Source organism: Mesorhizobium sp. M1307, assembly GCF_040318155.1.
In the GTDB taxonomy this organism is placed as follows: domain Bacteria; phylum Pseudomonadota; class Alphaproteobacteria; order Rhizobiales; family Rhizobiaceae; genus Mesorhizobium.
The window spans coordinates 81,992-98,521 of sequence record NZ_JAMYLR010000013.1 but is presented as its reverse complement, the minus strand read 5'-3'; the positions used below and the strand labels follow the sequence as shown (position 1 = coordinate 98,521).

Below are 16,530 nucleotides of genomic sequence, written 5' to 3'. Positions count from 1 at the left end.
TTGGTGGTGAACGCCGAAGTTCATTCCGCCGCGAAGACCATCAGATCCTCGAACCGGAATTCGACATGGTATTGGCCGGACGGAAGGGCGTCCCGGGAATAGCTCCGGATGGTCAGGTCATTGCTTTCGAAAATGACTTCATGCCGATCGCCAAGGAAAGGCTCTCGACGCAGGTCATGGCGATACGTCCAGGGCCGTCCTCCCCGGACCACGTCACCCGCTCAAGCCGGACGAGTGCCGTGACTTTGGCGCCGACGGTCAGCTCCTGCTGGGCGCTGCCCACAAGATGGATGCCGTTGGCGACAATTTCCGCACGGTTGCCGTTGATGGCGGTGACCACGCCGTCAAGGCGATTGCTGGCACCCATGAACTCTGCTGCAAACAGGCTCTTCGGCTTGTTGTAGATTTGCTTGGGTGTTCCGTCCTGTTCGATCTGGCCGCCGTTGAGCAGCAGGATGCGGTCGGCGAGCGCCATCGCTTCCACCTGATCATGGGTGACGCACAGCGCCGATAGCCCGAGATTGGTGATGAGGCGGCGCAGCCAGATCCGCGCTTCTTCGCGTAACTTGGTGTCCAGATTTGACAGCGGCTCATCGAGCAGAATCACGTTCGGCTCATAGACCAGCGCGCGGGCCAGCGCCACGCGCTGCTAGTGTCCGCCGGAGAGCTGATGCGGATAGCGTTCGCCCAGGCTTCAGCCCTGTTACCGTCAGCAGTTCAAGCCCAATCATTTGAGTTTTATCGCCGGGCTGCGTGTGGCGTCTGCCTTCATGTGATCTGCGCATCCACGCCAAGAATGGGGCGCGTCGGTACATGACCCGCGCTGCAAGCCAGGCTGGACCACGCACTTTGCCGCATTCAACGTATTCGACCGCACCGTGATCAGTCGCTAGTAGATGCACCACCATCGCCATCAGGGGATTATGCTTCTGGCGATCGTGATGCTGATAGCGATTGCGCAATGCCATCATTTGCGCTTCAGAGAAGTATCCAATAGCGTCATTAAGAGGATATCATGCCGACAGGCGATGGCAGTTTGAGCGACATTCTTGGAATCTTGTCGGTTCTCCTACTCGTGGCCGCAAACGGCTTCTTTGTCGCCGCCGAGTTTTCCTTGGTCGCCGTGCGCCGAAGCCGAGTTGCCGAACTCGCTGCGGCTGGGCGGCTGAACGCGGCAGCGCTCCAGCGGGCCGTCGACAATCTCGATGCCAATCTGGCGGCGACCCAGCTCGGCATCACCATTTCATCGCTGGCACTCGGCTGGATCGGCGAACCTGCTCTCGCGCATCTCGTCGAGCCTCTCTTGATCGGGCTGCTCGGGTCGTTGGCGAGTGCGGGCTCACACACTGTCGCCGTCGCGATCGCTTTCATCATGATCACCGCGCTTCACATCGTGCTTGGCGAGCTCGCACCAAAGAGTCTGGCGCTCCAGCGCAGCGAAGACACTGCGCTCTGGGTCGTGCGTCCGCTCGGTCTGTTCCTCTTTCTGCTCAGGCCGGCGATTCTAATGCTGAATGGTCTCGGCAACGTCCAGATGGAGGATCCTGCGGTCACGGCTCGGCACGACAATGCGGAACTCGGCGTAACTGGAATGCACCTGATCCGGCTCCGCAATGACCGACTGGCGCGCCACATTATCAAGCCCTTCGTACCGAATGTGACGCTTGCCTCACCAGTCAGCGCGTCATAGGCACGACCGCGATGGCTACGCGTGGTGCCGCGCACCTCGAACATGTCTCGGAAATCGGCATCGAAGTCGACACGGACCGGCAACGCAATCTCGCGCGCGAAGTAGTTGGTGAAGTAATGCGCTTGAGCAACGGGGGGTCTTTGCGCGAGCCAGTTATCCGATCTCCCGCTCAGAAATTTCAACCAAATATTCCGGCCTCCTGATGGAACCCATTCGTTGCGGGCGAGTTGCGGCTCATTGGGACGGACTTCCCGAACATGACAACGAGCAACAAAGCAGACCATCAGTCTGTCTCCGAAGCGTTTCGGAAACTGATCCGTTCCGAAGGCTATCGTCATCACGTACAAACGTTCTTAAATCTGGGGGTCGAACCAGAACTGCCGCCAACCCTACAGTCATTACTTGCGGCTATTGATCGGGCCAAACAGGGGCCGACCGAAGAAGGTCCTTAGCCGGCTGGCTGAGCGTCAGGTCAAAGAGTATAGAGGCTCGCTTCGTGGCTTGTCCCCCTGATTCCCACTCAGAAGTTATCAAACATTCTTCTTGATTTTTCCGACAGAGGATCATGAATATTCCCTTGGGTTCTCGCTGAGGTGGGAGGCCTTGTATGAACGTTTGGACGAACTGCCGACCCGACAAAGTGACTGCCAAACACCTTGTTCACGAGCTGATCCTACAAGCCGGCTACCGAAGCGCACCCGTCACGCCTTGGTTACGCGAGCGCTGGACGATGCGGCCCAGAATCATCTGCGTGAGGAGCTTGGCGACAAGGCTGCGACCCTTCAGCATTACCGCATCCACGACTTTCGCGTGAAATGCGAGACACGCCTGGCACATCTCGGCTTCAACCAGGAGGTCCGCTACGCGGTGCTTGGCCACGTAAAGCCGGGATTGCAGAAGACCTACAATAAGCACGACTATCTGGCAGAAAAGCGTGCCGCATTGCAGACCTGCAGCGAGCACCTAATGGGCATCGTGCAGTGACCGAATGCCCGACGGGCAGCCACCAAATGAACGAGACCTACCGTTTGCGGCGGGAAAGACCGGTGCAGACCTAAAGGTTAGACCATCCTGGGTGGAGGTCCTCCCTCATGCTGCCAATACTAAACTAAAAGCAACGGCTGGTCGGCGGGAGAGCCGGTATCGAAGCTTAGATCGCGGGCATCGGGAGCAAAGAGACGTGCGCGTCCGAACCGTGGTTTGTAGTGACAAAGCAGGGTAGATACGGCGCGAAACACGGGAATCCCGATTTCCGCGCGGGTCATTTCGGCAAACCACAAATCGATTCCTCTATGCGCCAAGGCGTTGAGTACGTCCGATAGGTCACGTTCAACCGCTGGATGAGGTAGACTTGGCGCGACGTGTTGGATCGGGGCCATATTCAGAGGTGGCGTTTTCATAGAGGCTTTCTCTCGCCATCGCGACCAAGCGCCAGCTTCGTCGCCAAGCGCTCGTGAAGCCCCGAGCGAAATCTCCATCTGAAGCATCTCCGTCAAGGCAGCTGTCGCAGCGGACTGTAGGTTTTTGCCCGCAGCAAAGCCTAGCGAGACGTCTTTGCCTTCCGGTTCAGCAGAAGCGGCGGCAATCACCGGGATGTTAATGTCCGAGGTAATGTCGAAGAGCCAGGTTCGACGCTCGCGATCCCACAGCCAATCAACAAGAGCATCGATGCCCGAGAGACAGGACGGATCAATTATTTGGCGCTGCCTTCTTCCATACCACCAGCGACCTGTCGCATCTCTCTCGACTAGCTCCAAGATAGCAGCCAGTTTCGCGGCGTCCGCACTAGGCCCTGCAGCGCACCCACTGCTATCGCCGATGGCGACCGCGCCCTCCTCGCCGGCCTCTTTCCGTCCTATGAAAGCAAAGTCTGCTGGTATGAACGCCCCATCCCCCCCAAATGCATCTTCAACCTTCAGCCAGTCCAGCGCGGCAGATTCATCCCTGATCGGCGGTCGCCAATCAAAGCCAATATTTTCTTTGTTCCATACATCGCGGGCGACGATCTGATGGGAACTGAAGCCGTTCAGGCTTTCAGGAGCGATTGCCGCTGACCCGATCTCGTCGACTGTAGCGGTGATCAACGGCTCATCACCCCATGAGCAGCAACTGAAGAGTTCGGCTGCCTCGCCAAGGCAACTCGCTCGGCAGTCGCCCATGCTCAATCCTCGGCCGCTCGCCAGCCTGCCAGTTTCGGGCATTGCTGAGCGCGGCGTTACCGGCACTTGCAACAAAACATTCTTAGGGATCGCGATAGCGAAGTGAGCCGGAACATCCGTCACAGGCAGGTTAATTACGTCGAACAGCTCGCCGACTCTGGCGAGCTCGCTACACCCATCTATGAAAGCATTTGCCATCAGTTCGTTGTATCGTCGACTAAGCCTGCATTGGGGAGCAGAATAACACATTCGACAGGGCATCAGCGGCGACTATGCAAGCGAGACCGGAGCGAGCGACCCTTAAATCAATCCTGTTTGCGGATCTGGCTCAATATAGCCAGCTAACCGCGGCCGACGAACTTGGAACACTGGATCTCGTTTCGCAGTGTTTCCAACTCTTCCAAACCCATTGCGAGGAATTCGGCGCCGAGTTCATCAAGACGACCGGCGACGGGGTCCTGATACTGTTCGACGGTGTATCGAACGCCATCGACTACGCCATTTTCATGCAGGGTAGCCTAGCTGACCTCCTAGACAGCAGAGCGTTTTACAGTCGGTTCCGGATCGGATTGCATATTGGAGAGGTTCATCGCCGTGACGGCGACGTGTTCGGCCATGCGATAAACGTGGCTGCTCGGGTGCAGGCTATGGCCGAGCCAGGCGGTGTGTGTGTCACGCAAGACGTCTATTGGGCGGCCCGCAACACCGGGCGGTGGCGGTTTCGGTTCGCCGGGCGGCCCGCTTTGAAGAACATGCCTGAGCCGCTGACGCTCTACAACGTGGTTGCCTCCAACCTTGCTGATGTCCTGGACAACGGCCATCAGCGACTGATTTCGGTCATCGATGGGCTTGGCCTTTACAGGGAAGATGGCGAAGCAATCGCATTGCGTTCCCCGAAAGCGCAGGCACTGATTGGATACCTCGCACTGTCCCGCAATTTTCAGGAGGTGCATGACCGGCTGGCTACCTTGATCTGGCCAGAACGTGGCCCGGTAGCCGCTCGGCGTGCGATGGCGAACTGCCTACAGATCGCAGAAAGATCAATTGCAGGTGGCTCCAAGGCAGGAATTCTCAGACGCGGAAGTATTATCGGGTTGAGCCCCTCGCGCATAACCGTCGATGTCGTTCGCATGTTGAACGATCTTGGAGAGGGCAAGATTGACGACCTGCTGCTCAAACGATCGGATTGGTCCGAGGCGATCTTATATGGCTTAGAAGACACCAGCGACCTATTCAGCGCATGGCTGAGTGTGACCAGGCACAACTGGCGTGACCACGCATTGGAGGCCTTAGAGGCCATGCTGGAACGCTTCGAGATATCCGAACCTGCAATGCGCAGGTCAGCAAATGCCCTCTTAGTCCTCGAACCTAGCCATGAAGGCGCTGCGCGCTGTCTCATCCGCCACCATGCGGAACTGCACAATGTCGCCGCTGCAATGCGCGTCTATGAAAATCTGCGCGATCTTCTGCGCGAACGATATCAGTTGCTGCCTAGCATGGAAACGACGGCTTTGGCAGAGGCGCTTAAGGGTCCCGGCCCGCAATTGTTGAGCAGAGGGAAACCACTGCGGCCGAGCGGACCCGCGCCAACGCTCGCGGTCGGAAAATTCGAGACGCGAACTAAGAAAATCTCTCTTCTGGTATGGGGATTCCGCTCGGAACTAATCGTCAATTTGTCCAAATTTCGGGAGTTCACAGTCATCGAGTTGAAGGATGCCGCGATCGAAGGTCCCGACACGGACTATCTACTGACGGCCCAATGCGTGGACTACCAAGATGATATGCAATTGGTCGTATCGGTAGGCGATCCCAACACGAACCAAGTCATTTGGAGTGAGTCTTTTAGGTTTTCGCTCGGCAACTGGCTATCTCTGCAGAAGCAGTTAGTCGGAAAGATCGCTTCAACTCTAGAGGTTTACCTTTCACATGACAGGCTGTCCCGGCAAGTCAGGGGCCTCCCGCAAAACCTCGGTGTTTATGATGCTTGGTTGCGTGGCGAGGATTTACTAACTCGCTGGGCACCAGATGCCGACGACGAGGCCGAACGGCTGTTCGAAGGTGCAATCGTTGCCGACCCGAACTTCGCTCCCGCCTATGCCAGTCTGGCCAGCATCCACAATGCACGGCAGTTCATCCGACCCGGAATTGCTGCCGATCCTTCCATAACCAAGCGGACGGCTGAACTGGCCCAGCGCGCTGTGGCCCTCGATCCCCTGGACGCACGCAATCATTTGGTCGTCGCTTGGTCAACAGCCATGACCCGACACTTCGAACAGTCGGAAGTGCACTACGAACTAGCCGCTGAACTCAACCCTAACAGTCCGAAAACTTTGGTGTCGGCCGCTCTGGGTATGGCTTTCATGGGCCGCGTCGATCCAGCTACGCAGTTCCTAGAGCGTGCGATGGTTCTGACATCCATGTTTTTGGACTATCAATGGTCTCACATCGCGGTAATCCGCTATTTTGCTGGGGATTTCGAAGGCGCTGTAGAGGCGGCCGACCGGTCGAGGAATGCAATCGTCGACACCGCCGGTTGGAAAACTGCCGCCCTGCGCAAGCTGGGCAGAACGGATGACGCTCGTGCGGCGCTTATGCAGTTGCACACGTCTATTACTGCGGCCTGGGCAGGGCCCAGGCCCCCGACGCCGAAGGACATCTTGCGCTGGTTTGTAGAAGCCTTCCCCATCAAGCGGGACGAGGATCGGCGAGATCTGGAGCAACTATGCCAGGCAGAATGATCCTCGCAAACAATAGCGCGATCCGCGCTCACCTTTGAGACTGGTCGTTTCGTTTTAGGGACAAGTGAGGTGTTGACTGGCTCAGTGGGCCATGGCGCGATCAATGGCCGGCGGTCCCCAAAAGCAGGTCCCGCCGGCTGATCTAACGGCCGCCTCAACGGCAGCGGGTGAGCAGCATCAATCCGAACAGGAATTTGCAGGCTTGGTCCACTTCTGGCGATGTACCGGCCCCGTATAGCTCACTAATTGCCTTCACGTGCTCAGACAGGTAGCCAGCATCCAATGGAGGGTCGCCCGATTCAATCTCAGGCAATACTATATTATGCTTACCGAAAGTGACGCCGGGCTTCTTTCTCCCATCAAGTACGATATTCACCTTACAGTTGTTGCTGTCAATTTGAACGTTTGTTTCTGGATTCCTAGTAAGTTGATATATGATATAGTTATTACCCGCATACTGTTGAAGTAAATCAGATCTATTCTTGTCAGACTCACTCTCGAAATTGATAAAATCATTGATCACACCGGTAGCAACATTGATGTACCCTTGTTTGCTCGGTACGTTCACATTGGTATTATTATTGTCGAATATCTTAAGTTTTGCCATTTGCTTCCTCCGCCCTTGAAAAATTGGATCTCAAGTAAGTTCGAGAACTCAAGCCGGCTCGGTCCGGTCGCGCGCGCTCTTGAGAATTCCGAGCACTGCAAAGAGGATTGCCCCGCCATACCGCGCGGCGGCGCCAATACATAAGCATGGCGTTCCCTACCCGCGGTGGTGGAGCTAGTCCGCGGGGCGAAGGCCAACGTCCGGCCAAACTATCATTCCAGGCACAGTGCCATCAAGTGACGGTACGTCTTCAGTGGACGAGCGGAGATCGCTGAAAGGCCAGGAGCCAGAAACAGGAATTTTCGAGAAGCTCCGACATGGCAGTCTCGCGCTCCTTCAAATCTTCATAACGCCGCAAAGCGCTGCCGCTCATCGGCACGGTGACGGTCTCGCCCCGCAAAAATCCGGAGAGTTCTGCAGGCTGGCCCATTTCGCGTCTGCCTTCGTTTCCGATATGAGTGAATCGGGTGCCCGTTTCACCTGCATGGCAGCCATTGCAGGTGGCGAGCGAAAACTTGCGGCGCGTCTCGGAAGGCTCGATTAGGCTGTCGAGATTCGGGGCCGACCAGAAGAAGCTTTCAAACAAGGTCTTTGCCGCGCCACCCAGGAACGGGTCGAGATCGTCCGGAAAGCGCTCCCGAACAACATGCCGGTCGTTGAGAATGTCGGCTTCGTTGATGACGAAATAGTCCAGTAGGATCCCGCTGCCATTGAATCCGTTGTCCGGCGTCTGCTTCACCGGGACAACGTCGAGCAGGCCGGTCTCTTCAAGGCGGAATTCGCGCATTTGCCAACCACTGGCGAGCACGTTCTCGTTGGTCCTCATCCGACTGAGCGAACTCGCATTGGGAAGTTGGCTCGGTTTCGATCCGTGATCGGTGAAGGCGCGGGTAACGGATTCCAGTGCCTGATTATAGGCAGCAGTGCCGACGCCAAACTGGTCAAGATCTTTCCAACGTCGTTGCCATGCCTTGACCTCTATGCAGGAATTGGCAGCGATGCCGTATTCGAAGATCACTGTAAAGCTCGCTGGCGTACAGGAACCGGTCATCAAGCCGAATACCAGCCGCCCCTCTCCTGCATTGCCCACGTCGCCGAAACCGATACGGTCTGCAAGGTCGGGTCGATTCACTATGGCGAGAAGCCGCGCCGGGAAGTAGTCGATGTCGAGCAGCCCGTTGGGGGACAATCCGCGCCATCCGTCGATGAAATGTTGCAGCTGCTGATGGTCGCGCGCGGGGACGATCCAACCGTTGACCTCATGCGGGAGTCGCCAACTCAACAGCCAGTGCAGTGTAAATTCCTCAGGCGTGAGGCCGGTGTCATATGCCAGCTCGCGCATCAGGTGGCCGAAGCTCCACGGCCCGCCGGGCGAGCCGGTTCCGGTGCAGGCATCGAAGCTGCGATCGCCATCCTCGACCACGTCTTTCGCGGTAATCAGCAGCGAGCGATCACGGTCGATGGCGACGCGCGGTGCGGGCGGCGGAAACGTGGTGAAGATCGGGAACTCGAAGAGATATTCGACCTTGAATTGCTTGCGTTCCAAAGGGTCGAATTGGGGGCCGGGCAGGCGCTGGAACGGTGTTGTCGCGACGTTGATGTCGAGGGCCTTTGCGGCCCTCAACGGGTCTTGGAAGTCCAGCAGGCGCGCTGCCCGCTCCGCCTCCTGGCGCGCTGTGTTCAGGATTTCAGGCGTTTTGAGCTCGGCATCCCGGATCGCGTCAGCCGCGGTCACGATGTCGCGCGGCCCTCGACGGATTAGGATGTCCTGGTCTGGATCGCGCAGAACGTCGATCGTCGCCCTAAGGCCAGCGCGCAACGCTTCGAACTCCGCCGTCGTGTCAAACTTGAAACGCGCGCTGAATACGCCGTCGCCCTTGACTCGATCCGGCCCGGCGCCATCGTCGCGAAATGTGACGGTTCCTTCCTCCATCGCCAATGAGAGCTCCGCGACATTGGATGGACGAGCAGTCGCGATCTCGCCCCGAACCATCCCGGAATCTTCCGTCAAAAATATGCGCAGCTCGGTGACATTGTTGGCCAGCGTTGCGGCTGAAGTATCGGAAGGCGATCCGATGTTGGTTTCCTGCGTCGGGGCGGCGACAGCCGTCGCCAGCAATAGAAGCGACGATAGGAACAGTCCCGGCCATTCCCTTAGCAGCGGCAACAAAGTAGTGCTCCCCGACTTGTGCCATTTTCGCTCTGCAGATTATCTGAAGATTGACCAACGCGACAGCGGCTTGGGTGATAGGCCTTAGAGCAAAACGCTTTTCTGGCAGCCTGCGCACTGCAACTGGCGCATCTCGGCTTCAACCTGGAGGTCCGCGACGCGGTGCTTGGCCACGCAAAGCCGGGATTGGCGCACCCGACAGGATTCGAACCTGTGATCTCTGCCTTCGGAGGGCTTTGGTTCAATCTCTTGCACGACGCATTCCGCATTCCGCCGATGATTGACGTATTGAGGTTCATGAAGGGCTTCGCGCAAAATATGCGCCCTAATGCCCGGCCTCGCACCAGACATTACACGAAAAAACCGCCTCCGTTAAACCGAGACGGTTATCGTAATATGACAGAAGTGGTTGCGGGGACACGATTTAAGGTGCTGCAAACCGCCCTCTATTGCAAAGTAGTCGAGTTAGCAAACGAATTCAGTGGCCGCACTGTATTGGCGGTATCCCTCTCCCGCTAGCGTCTTTAAACTGTACGGCCCGGAGACATGGGTAACAGTTTGTACCTAACGGGCAAGGACGGCAGTCCGCCTGTGGCGGAAGAACAGCGGAGCCCTATGATAGCCGCGGAGGGAGCGGCCGTCCGGTCTTTGGTGGGCTCGACCCCGTTACCAAACGTGGCCCATGGGCTCCTGCGGACTTGAAAGTGGTGACGCCACATGTGGCGATCCCGATTAGGAAATTGATATTTTCGCGCAGCCCAGCCCTCCAGCCTTGCTAAGGAGGAGTATGCCATGACGCGCAAGACGCAGCCCCGCCGGAAAAGAAATCTCACCCTGGTCCATCCCAATGCAGCTGCCATCGACATCGGAGCCACCATACTTGTGGCCGCGGTCTCGCCCCGGTGCGATCCCGAGCCGGTACGGACATTCGGAACCTTCACGGCCGATCTGCATCGCCTCGCCGCATGGCTTGAGCAGTGCGGAGTCAAGACAGTGGCGATGGAGTCGACCGGCGTTTACTGGATCCCGCTCTTCGAGATCCTTGAGCAGCACGGGTTTGACGCAATCCTGGTCAATGCCCGCGAGGCCAAACAGGTCCCGGGCCGCAAGAGCGATGTATCCGATGCCGAATGGCTACAGCGTCTGCATGAATATGGATTGCTGCGGGCCAGCTTCCGGCCAACCGGCGAGATCGCGACGCTGCAGAGCTATCTGCGCCAGCGCGAGCGGCTGCTCGATGCGGCGGCTACCCACATCCAACACATGCAAAAGGCGCTGACCGAAATGAACTTGCAACTCCATCACGTCGTCACGGACGTGACGGGCGCCACCGGGCTGCGCATTATGCGGGCCCTTGTGGGGGCGAGCGCGATCCGGACAAGTTGGCCACTTACCGTGACCCACATTGCAAGGCTTCAGCCGAGACTCTTCGGGCGGCTCTCGTCGGCAACGATCGGGAGGAGCATGTCTTCGCTCTGGCGCAAGCGTTGGAGCTATACGAGATATACCAAGTCAAGGTGACCGCGTGCGATGAGCGGATCGCAGTGGTTTTGGAACGCATGAAGGACGCCCATCCGGCGCCGCCAGCGGCGCTACCGCCTCCCCGCTATAAGCGGCCACAGGCCTGTGAGCCGGGGGTTCCAGTGCGCGAGGCCCTGCATGCGATCCTTGGCGTCGATCTTACACAAATCCATGGGATCGGGCCATACCTGGCGCTCAAGCTGGTCAGCGAGTGCGGCACGGACCTCTCGGCTTGGCCGACCTCCAAGCACTTCACCTCCTGGCTGAGCCTAGCGCCGCACAACAAGATTTCCGGGGGCAAGGTGCTGTCGTCGCGCACGCGCCGCTCCTGCAGTCGAGTGGCGGCCCTGCTGCGGCTGGCGCGCGACGGCGGTGGGGCGCACTCAGACGGCGTTGGGCGCCTTCTATCGCCGCTTGGCCTCCCGCATTGAAGGCCAAGGCTGTCACCGCGACGGCGCGCAAGATCGCCGTGTTCTCATCTACAACGCCCTTCGCCATCGCATGGACTACGCTTGACCCAGGAGCCTCTTATTACGAAGAAGGCTACCGGCAGCGGGTTCTCAGCAACGTCCGGCGTCGTGCCAAATCGCTTGGATATGCACTGCAGAGGATGGAGCCCACCCCTGCTGCGGCTGTTTCTTAGGAAGACATGGGTGGACACCCTCGTGCCGAACGGGTTGTCGATGGTCTACAAGGTCCTCTGTTCCAAGTCGATATATCCGAGATCATAGTGCATGAAGGAGACGAGCCAAATGCCGTCGTCGACTTCGGTGATTCCGAACCTCTGGCCGGCGAGCACGGTGGAGATGTTGATCTTCTTCCTGTGCATGCAGATGCCGCCGCAGGGCGGCGCTCCTCCTCGCTGTGTCTCGCCGCCGCCACTTCATTGCCAGGCAGCCGGAGGGCAACAGCCCGTGGCCAACTCAGTGGTCCGCGTCCGATCCCACGGCTGATCTCGCAACGCGGTCGGCCTTTCCGCGCGCATAGCTAGGCATCTTGACTGCAATGATGGAGAGAATGCCGATGACTATGCCGGCGATTACATCTATTAAATGATGACCGCCTTCAGGCAGAGTGGCCACGATCATGGCGGTATTCACCATAGCCAACACGACAAAGAGTGGCCGGATGGTCCGCGCGGCATAGACCACTGCCAATCCAAGTGTCGTGTGGAACGACGGGAACGTGACGAGCCCTGTGCCTTTAGTCATAATTAGATCAAACGGCTCGCCTGATCGCAGCGCCATAAGCACATTATGGTGCCACATTCCGGCATCAGTGGTGAAGTTCGAAAATAGCCCGGGCGCCGGCTTGAAATAGGCATAAGCGCCTTCAGCTGGCGCCAACGCCATCAGAGCGCCTGTGAAGACCGAGCCAACCGCTAGAAGAGCCACAAACTCCAGTGCTCGTTCTCGTTGGTTTCTCACCGCGTGGACTAACAAAACGAGCGGCATTTGAAACGCCAGCGCGTGATAAGCAAAAACCAGGACGGATGCTGTAGTCGGCTGGTTGGTCGTGGCCAGGAACCACTGCCAGTCGAAGCCGAGGCCGGAATCGATAGAAGCTAGAACCGGGTCCGCCAGCGGCCTTGAGGTGGCCGACGCCAGGTACATGAAGACGGTGGTTGAAATGGCGAGCGGAATGAATGCTGCTGCGGAAACGACTACGATTCTCAAGCAGCCACAAAGATATTTGATTACGCTGGCGATTGGGCTTGTGTCAGATCTCAATCTATGGAGCGCAATTGCGGATGCCATCCAAGATGCGCTGAGGACAAGGGCCGCCTTGCTTATGTCAATCCAGTTCCTGGGTGAAAAATCGACTGTAGAAAATGGCAACCAAAAAATGTCAATTAGCCCGAAAAGAGCTGTGACCAAGGCGACAATTGCTAAGTGATTTCGAGTTCCAACACCTAGGTCAGCGAGTGAAGCATTCCTAACGGCACCGTGTAAGATCACCAGGCACACCCTTACATCCGTAGACAGCAGATCAGCATGGGGCACAGTCACTGCCATCGGCACAATGAGGATAAAGATGGGATGAGCATTGGCGTGGTCTGTCCATAGGCGTCGTATTCGGGGAACGCCGCTCGCAAGACCCTCTCCTCGTTCACGAGCCGCCGATATTGGAAAGCGAGGGCAATCGCGCAGATTGCGACGGTCGTCCATGTCGCATTGCCGAGAAGAATGCCGAGCAGGACGATCGCTTCGCAGACGTAGAGCGGGTGCCGCACGATTTGGTAAGGGCCTCCCGTGACGAGCCGTCTGGCCTGCGCGGTGATGCTGAAGCATCTGCCGAGCCACCACAGGCACAAGATGCAAAGCACGAAACCAACTGTGGTGGTCAGGTCCGCAAGAAACTCGACCTGCGGACTTGGCCGTGTGCTAGGGACCGCAATCAAAGTTGCGGTGGCAAAGCATCCAATGAGCGCAGAGATTCGGGGTTCGATTCCCTGCGCTGTTCCCAGGGGCGGAAGACGCGCCACTGTCATCCCAACGACGAGCACGAGAAAGCCGAGAGCGGCCACATCTGCGGTGAGATCGACAATCCACGCCACAGTCCATTCTGCGCCGGCAAGAGCTACCAAGAATGTTGCGGCCTTCAAAGTCGCACAGAACGTGAAGTAAAGTGTCATCGTTGCACGCCCGATGAAATCACGTATCTCTGGTGGAGGGAGCTTCATTGGTTCTGCCCTTCGGGATCACTGGATAGGCGAGTTGCTCAACGTAAGTTGATGGAATCGGATCATCGACGCCATAGCGCTCCGGGACAGCGTTACCGGGCAGGTACATCGTTCCGAGGAGCGCATCGATCAATGAAAGTTGACCTGCGAAGTTCTTGTCGTATGCGGCGCGCTCGTGAGCGTGATGCCAATGATGGAACTGTGGTGACGCGATCAGCCACCGAAGCGGGCCGATGTTCAGCCTGACGTTGGCGTGCAGCAAAAGTCCGTGGACGTGAAAAATTAGTGCAAACAGGGCGATCGCCGAGCTGCTGAAACCCAGCAGATATACAGGCACGAGCGACGCGCTCTTTGTCAGAGCCTGATCAACAGGGTGAACCCTGTGCGCTGCCAACCAGTCCAGTTCTTCAATGCTGTGATGAATCGAATGGAAGCGCCACAAAAAGGGAACGGCGTGAAAGGTGCGGTGGGCCAGGTAAAAGCCAATGTCCGCAATGACAATGATCTCTGACACCTGGAGCCAAACAGGTTGCGATGATACTGCGCTGCCGACGAAGGCCGGCACCAGCCGCCCCACCGTACTCGTTGCGAGCGTGATAGCCGCGATCAGGCCAAGGCTTATCGGAATCCCATTAAACAGCGCATAGATGAGATCGTTGAAGAAGGCTTTCCTGAATATCTTTTGACGGGGTCGCAGAGCGAACAGGTATTCGATCGGAACGAAGATCAGAACCGCAATTAAGAGCGCTTTGATATTCAGAATGTCCATACGGCGTCCCGCCGGCAAGACGCAATCCAAGCACTTCGCCAATTTGAGCGCAAGCTAATGGTTTCTCACAGGTTAATTGAAAATTTAGTTCGCGCGCCAAACATGTCAGGCTGAGAGCCCGCCTAAAACCGTGCGTTGCCATAAATCTGAAGCCCTAGCGTGCAGATAGCAGCGATCGAGATCGGCACGCCGAAGGGGACGACGCCTTTGCGATCCAGATGCTGAACGTGGAGGCGGAAGGCGCCTTCGGGCAGCATGAAGGGATTCTTCACGACCAACGCGGTCGCAAGCGCGAAGACCAGCAACAGCACGGAAAACACCAGGAGCCCGCTGCCGCCGATCAGAAACGAAACCACCGCCATCAGCTTGACATCGCCGGCGCCGACCTTGCGCATGGCCCAGAATGGGAAAAGCGCAAGGAACAGCAGAAGGCCGGCAAGCGCGCTCAGGCCCATGTCCCACCACGACCCGGTCAGGATCGACATAAACTGCAGCGAACCCAGCCCAAGACACAAAAGCAGCAGCACGTCGCGGTTAGATATCTTTTGGGTCGTGAAGTCGAGCCATGCGATCCTTGCCAGCAAAGAAACCGCCAGCCCCTCCATCAGCAGCGCTCCGGCAAGCAACATGCTAGCGCCTTACCGTTCGAGATTCTTCACGCTGGACGACAGGAGCCGCAAATTGTTGGCGACGGTCGGATCGTTGGGAGCCAGTTCGTATGCTTTAAGGAAATTGCTGCGCGCGTCCTGCAGCTTGCCGCGCAGCAGATAGGAATAGCCAACATTGTTGTAATATTCGGGCGTAGGCCCAATCAGCCGGAAGGCCTGGCCATAAGCCCTGTCGGCGAGATCGAAGCGGTGGATGCGGTCGCTGCAGGCGGCGAGGCCCAGCCACGCGACACCATCGTTGGGGGCAAGTTGCGTCGCCTTGTAGAACAAGGCGCCCGCATTGCCATAATTTTCCGAGCGGAACTGGTTCTTGGCTTCGGCAACGGCTAGGTCCGAGGCATAATATTCGACGTCGCTGACCGTCTTCAGTCCGTCGAAGGCATCGCCGAAGGCAGTAAGCTCCACTTTCGCCGGCTCGTTAGTGCGGACGACTCCCGTTGGGTCCGTCGCATTCGACTGACAACCGGAAAGCACGACAGCCAGCAAACTGGCAGCGGCAACGAGGCACATTGGCCTTGTCATTTTATCCCCCAAGGAATCTTTCCGATCCCGCCCCTGACCAAAGCACATCCCTGTCTAGAAGAAAATGCCCTTCATTCGAATGATCACCGGAAGCATCACGACCATCATCACAACAGGAAAGATGCATAGCCCCAGCGGTATCATCATCTTGACAGGCAAAGCATTGGCGCGTTCCTCGGCGAAGAGAATTCTTTGCCCCCGCATTTCGTCGCTGTAGACGCGCAAGGCATCCGTCAAACTGGTACCGAGCTCTTCGGATTGACGGAACAGCACGGCCAGCGCGCGCGCCTCCTCCAGTCCAACGCGGTCGGATAGTTCGCGCAGGGCCTCGCGCAACGGCTTGCCCGCGCGCAACTGAAGATTCATGATCGCGAGTTGGATGCCGAGCCATCTATGGGTGCCAGCCAGTTCGCTGCCGACACGCTCGACAGCCGCTTCGAGGCTCATGCCGGCATCGGCGCAGGTGATCATCATGTCCATGAAATCCGGAAAGCCGCGACGATAGATCTGCTTTTGTCCCTTTTCGAACCGATCGAGAGCGATGCTCGGAATGACGATGCATCCCAGCCCAAGCAGGGCAGAGCCTGCAAAGGCGACAAGACCGGGAAGTTCGGGTGGCAATATCCGCGACAGGAGCGCGTACGTCGCGGAAAAGCCAAGACAGACCGCGCCAAGGCGCGACAGAGTATAGATCAATGGCGCGCTTGACTGATAGAAGCCGGCGCGAAATAGTTTTGCGTCCAGCGCGCTGGGCTCGTCGCGTTCCTTTTCGATCGATCTAAAGTAGGCGTCGACCGGCCGCTGTGCTGAAATCTTAGCCAGTTCTTCCTGGCCCAAAAGCGAGCGGCGGTCGGGAATGCCCTCTGCCATCAGGCTTTGCGCAACCAGTTTCCTCGTCTGCAGCGCCGGCAAGAAGACGAGCGCGCCAACCAGGAAAAGCGCTACGGCCGCCAGGAAGACGGCAATGGACACCAGCAGGCTCACATCCTGGGTCACAACTCTA

General features: G+C 57.8%; 13 protein-coding genes and 4 pseudogenes. 5 read left to right on the top strand and 12 right to left on the bottom strand.

The features are described 5' to 3' along the window. Positions 1-112 precede the first annotated feature (112 nt). Positions 113-643, bottom strand: a complete 531-nt coding sequence (locus NKH16_RS17325; RefSeq protein WP_352900690.1) for an ABC transporter ATP-binding protein — start codon at positions 641-643, stop codon at positions 113-115. A gap of 372 nt (positions 644-1,015) precedes the next feature. Here NKH16_RS17325 and NKH16_RS17320 point away from each other — a divergent pair. Beyond that, a pseudogene (locus NKH16_RS17320) lies at positions 1,016-1,558 on the top strand (CNNM domain-containing protein); the annotation flags it as partial. A gap of 140 nt (positions 1,559-1,698) precedes the next feature. Here NKH16_RS17320 and NKH16_RS17315 read toward each other — a convergent pair. Continuing rightward, positions 1,699-1,974 (bottom strand): annotated as a pseudogene (locus tag NKH16_RS17315) (glycogen debranching N-terminal domain-containing protein); the annotation flags it as partial. Positions 1,975-2,398: 424 nt separating this feature from the next. On the opposite strand from NKH16_RS17315, the gene NKH16_RS17310 reads away from it, so the two are divergent. After that, positions 2,399-2,674 carry a site-specific integrase gene (locus NKH16_RS17310; RefSeq protein WP_352900688.1) on the top strand — a complete coding sequence of 92 codons (276 nt, stop codon included), beginning with the start codon at positions 2,399-2,401 and terminating at the stop codon, positions 2,672-2,674. 119 nt (positions 2,675-2,793) lie between these two features. Here NKH16_RS17310 and NKH16_RS17305 read toward each other — a convergent pair whose 3' ends face one another. After that, positions 2,794-4,047, bottom strand: a complete 1,254-nt coding sequence (locus NKH16_RS17305; RefSeq protein WP_352900685.1) for a YcaO-like family protein — start codon at positions 4,045-4,047, stop codon at positions 2,794-2,796. A gap of 74 nt (positions 4,048-4,121) precedes the next feature. Here NKH16_RS17305 and NKH16_RS17300 point away from each other — a divergent pair, with 74 nt between their 5' ends. After that, complete coding sequence (locus tag NKH16_RS17300) at positions 4,122-6,587, top strand: adenylate/guanylate cyclase domain-containing protein (protein WP_352900684.1); 2,466 nt, start codon at positions 4,122-4,124, stop codon at positions 6,585-6,587. 154 nt (positions 6,588-6,741) lie between these two features. On the opposite strand, the gene NKH16_RS17295 is transcribed toward NKH16_RS17300, so the two are convergent. Both NKH16_RS17295 and NKH16_RS17290 read right to left on the bottom strand, forming a co-directional pair. After that, a complete protein-coding gene (locus tag NKH16_RS17295; protein ID WP_352900681.1) occupies positions 6,742-7,194 on the bottom strand; it encodes a hypothetical protein in 453 nt (150 codons plus the stop codon). Between the two features lie 250 nt (positions 7,195-7,444). Next, positions 7,445-9,364, bottom strand: coding sequence for a choice-of-anchor X domain-containing protein (locus NKH16_RS17290; RefSeq protein WP_352900679.1), 1,920 nt, complete (start codon positions 9,362-9,364; stop codon positions 7,445-7,447). 792 nt (positions 9,365-10,156) lie between these two features. Between NKH16_RS17290 and NKH16_RS35025 the strand changes: the two are divergent. Next, positions 10,157-11,528 (top strand): annotated as a pseudogene (locus NKH16_RS35025) (IS110 family RNA-guided transposase). Between the two features lie 45 nt (positions 11,529-11,573). Here the strand turns inward: NKH16_RS35025 and NKH16_RS17275 are convergent. Continuing rightward, positions 11,574-11,729: pseudogene (locus NKH16_RS17275) on the bottom strand (transposase); the annotation flags it as partial. Positions 11,730-11,808: 79 nt separating this feature from the next. Continuing rightward, positions 11,809-12,498, bottom strand: a complete 690-nt coding sequence (locus NKH16_RS17270) for a phosphatase PAP2 family protein (RefSeq protein ID WP_352900669.1) — start codon at positions 12,496-12,498, stop codon at positions 11,809-11,811. Here NKH16_RS17270 and NKH16_RS17265 point away from each other — a divergent pair. Next, complete coding sequence (locus tag NKH16_RS17265; protein ID WP_352900667.1) at positions 12,497-12,781, top strand: hypothetical protein; 285 nt, start codon at positions 12,497-12,499, stop codon at positions 12,779-12,781. The two genes, NKH16_RS17270 and NKH16_RS17265, sit on opposite strands and share 2 nt — an antisense overlap. A gap of 109 nt (positions 12,782-12,890) precedes the next feature. Here the strand turns inward: NKH16_RS17265 and NKH16_RS17260 are convergent, their stop codons facing one another. The 5 genes from NKH16_RS17260 to NKH16_RS17240 all read right to left on the bottom strand — a co-directional run bounded on the left by NKH16_RS17260 (position 12,891) and on the right by NKH16_RS17240 (position 16,523). Further along, on the bottom strand, positions 12,891-13,520 hold the full coding sequence (locus NKH16_RS17260; protein WP_352900664.1) for a methyltransferase family protein: 630 nt from the start codon (positions 13,518-13,520) through the stop codon (positions 12,891-12,893). 19 nt (positions 13,521-13,539) lie between these two features. Next, on the bottom strand, positions 13,540-14,337 hold the full coding sequence (locus tag NKH16_RS17255) for a sterol desaturase family protein (protein WP_352900661.1): 798 nt from the start codon (positions 14,335-14,337) through the stop codon (positions 13,540-13,542). A 122-nt stretch (positions 14,338-14,459) separates the two neighbouring features. Further along, positions 14,460-14,966, bottom strand: coding sequence for a prepilin peptidase (locus tag NKH16_RS17250; protein WP_352900658.1), 507 nt, complete (start codon positions 14,964-14,966; stop codon positions 14,460-14,462). A 9-nt stretch (positions 14,967-14,975) separates the two neighbouring features. Beyond that, positions 14,976-15,527, bottom strand: coding sequence for a tetratricopeptide repeat protein (locus NKH16_RS17245; protein WP_352900655.1), 552 nt, complete (start codon positions 15,525-15,527; stop codon positions 14,976-14,978). 54 nt (positions 15,528-15,581) lie between these two features. Next, positions 15,582-16,523, bottom strand: coding sequence for a type II secretion system F family protein (locus tag NKH16_RS17240; RefSeq protein ID WP_352900653.1), 942 nt, complete (start codon positions 16,521-16,523; stop codon positions 15,582-15,584). Between the last annotated feature and the right edge of the window lie 7 nt (positions 16,524-16,530).